The sequence below is a fragment of the Sphingosinicella sp. genome (genome assembly GCF_052387495.1).
Taxonomy (GTDB): Bacteria; Pseudomonadota; Alphaproteobacteria; order Sphingomonadales; family Sphingomonadaceae; genus Allosphingosinicella.
Map to the genome: position 1 here is coordinate 1 of NZ_JBQTJC010000076.1, position 2,470 is coordinate 2,470.

2 protein-coding genes are annotated in these 2,470 nt (G+C 72.4%); both read right to left on the reverse strand.

All coding sequences use genetic code 11. The features are described 5' to 3' along the window. On the reverse strand, positions 1–1,256 hold a 1,256-nt coding region (locus ACT4N8_RS04310), incomplete at its 3' end, for a tetratricopeptide repeat protein (RefSeq protein ID WP_444856903.1). A 138-nt stretch (positions 1,257–1,394) separates the two neighbouring features. Next, positions 1,395–2,470 (reverse strand): cell division protein FtsZ (locus ACT4N8_RS04315; protein ID WP_444856904.1); only part of this gene is annotated, 1,076 nt, incomplete at its 5' end.

A 2,470-nucleotide genomic window follows, 5' to 3' on the forward strand; every position in this document is an offset into this window, starting at 1 on the left:
TCGGGCTGCACGCCCTGCGGGGTCAGCGAGAAGCCTGGCAGCGCATCCGATTGCGAGGTCGCCGGGCCGGCGAAGGACGGCGCGGGCTCGGTCCCGAAACGCCGCGGCGGCGGGGGCTCGGGCACGGGCTGGAAACGCTGGACGGGCGGCGAGGAGACCGGAACGTTGCGCGGCGGGCTCGCCTCGGCGACCTCGACCCGCTCGCGCGGCGGCGGCGCGCTGGGGCCCGGCACGCGCGGCGCCGGCCGGATGACGCGGGGACGCTCGGAACTGTCGTTGAGCACAGTGCGGCGGCGCCCGACCGCGGCACGATCGAGCGGCGAGACGGCGCCGGGGCGACGACGCTCGGCGTCCGTATCGCGCTCCGCCTGCCTCTCGCGCGTCGGCACGGAACGGCCGCCCTGCGCGAGCGCGAGCGCGCCGGGATCGGCGCTGGTATCGGCATTGCCGGCATATTGGACGCGGCCGTCGGCGGGGAAATGGCCGAGATGGACGGCGCGCGCCTTCTGCGCCGGGCTGAGGCCCGAGAGGCGGGCGAGGAACGGCGCCATCGCCTGCGCGGCGCCGGGGGGCATCACCCCCTGTGCGGTGCGGTTCGCGCCGGCGGCGTCGCCGGTCAAGGCGAGGACGAAAGCCTGGGTGCGCCAGGCGGCGCGGTCATTGTTTCTGAGCTGGCCCTCGATCATGCGGAGCGCCGCCTCACGCTGGCCGCTGATCGCGAGTGACAGCGCCATCCGGCGGCGGACCTCGGGCTCGTCGCGCCGCCGCAGCACCAGCGCATAATCGCGCTGCGCCCGCGCCGGATCGCCCATCATGTCGTAGGCGAGGCCGCGGTCGCCGGCGATCTCCACTTCCGGCGCCCCGAAGCCCAGCGCCTCCTGGAACAGGGTGAGTGCCGCCTCGGGCTGGCCGAGCTGCGCCATCGCCGCGGCCATGCCGGCACGGACCCGCGCGTCGCGCGGCGAGGCCTCCTCGGCGCGCGAGAAGAAGGTGAGCGCCGCCTGCGCGTCGCCCATCGCGAGCGCGGCCCGCCCGGCATCGATCAGCACGGAGGCGCTGCCCGGATTTTCGCCGACCCGGTTGAGATTGCGCCTGAGCTCCTCGCTCGCGCCGTTGTCGAGCGGCTGCACGACCGCGCCCGGCGGCAGGTTCGCCCGCCGCCGCCCGCTCTCGTCGTCCTGCGCATAAGCAGGGAGCGCCATCATGGTCCCGGACGCCAGCAGCAACAGGGTCCAGACCCATGACTGGCGGCGCACCCCCCGCCTCAATGATGAAGTCATGCCATCCCTAAGACAGGGCGCCGCCTGTACCGGCAATGACCGACGCGCGGACTCTGCGGCCAATCGGTGCGCGGCGGCGACGAACGCCGCCTCGCATCCGGCCGGGCAGATAGCCTATTGGTTGTTCTGGCGGTTCAGGAAGCGGGGGATGTCGAGCGGGTCGCGGCCGCCGCGCAGGCGCGGGCCGGTCTCCTCCTTTTCGTCGACCTGCGCCTTCGCGGCGCCGCGGGCGATGTTGGACATCCGCTCGAACAGGGTGCCGCCGGCCGGCTTGGCGGCGGGCTCGGGGGGCGGTGCCTCCTCTTCCTCCCGCGCGAGCCAGGTGCGGCGGCCGCCGGCCTGGGCTTCCTCATCCTCCGTGGCCGTCGGCGGAATATCGTCGTCGACCAGATCGACGCTGTCGAGCAGCAGCTCGTCAGCCTCCTCCTCGGTCGGCTGGTCGAGGGTCAGTTCGGCGGCGGCCTCGGCGGCTTCCTCAAAGCCCTCGGGCGGCGTCAGCGTGATCGGCTCGGGAATCGCGACCGGCGCGGGCTCGTAAGCCGGAGCTTGCGCCTCGGCGACCGGCTCGGGAGCCGGCTCCGCCGCCGCCTCGCTCTGCTGGCGCGCGCCCGGGAAGGCGAAGACCTTGGCCTGGAGCGGCGGCGCCTGAGTCGCTTCCTCGACGTCGATGCCGGTGGCGACGACCGAGACGCGGAGCTTGCCGTCGAGATCGTTGTTGAAGGCCGAGCCCCAGATGATGTTGGCGTCGGGATCGACCAGCTCCTTGATGTGATTGGCGGCCTCGTCGACCTCCATCAGGCGCATGTCCTCGCCGCCGGTGATCGAGATGATCACGCCCTTGGCGCCCTTCATGCTGACGCCGTCGAGCAGCGGGTTGGCGATCGCCTTCTCCGCCGCCTCGATCGCGCGATTGTCGCCGCCGGCCTCGCCGGTGCCCATCATCGCCTTGCCCATCTCGCTCATCACCGAGCGGACATCGGCGAAATCGAGGTTGATCAGGCCGGGCCTGACCATCAGGTCGGTGATCCCGCGCACGCCCTGCTGCAGCACCTCGTCCGCCATCATGAACGCCTCCTTGAAGGTGGTGTTCGGATTGGCGATGCGGAACAGATTCTGGTTAGGAATGACGATCAATGTGTCGACATGCTGCTGCAGCTCGTCGATCCCCGCCTCGGCCGAGCGGGCGCGGC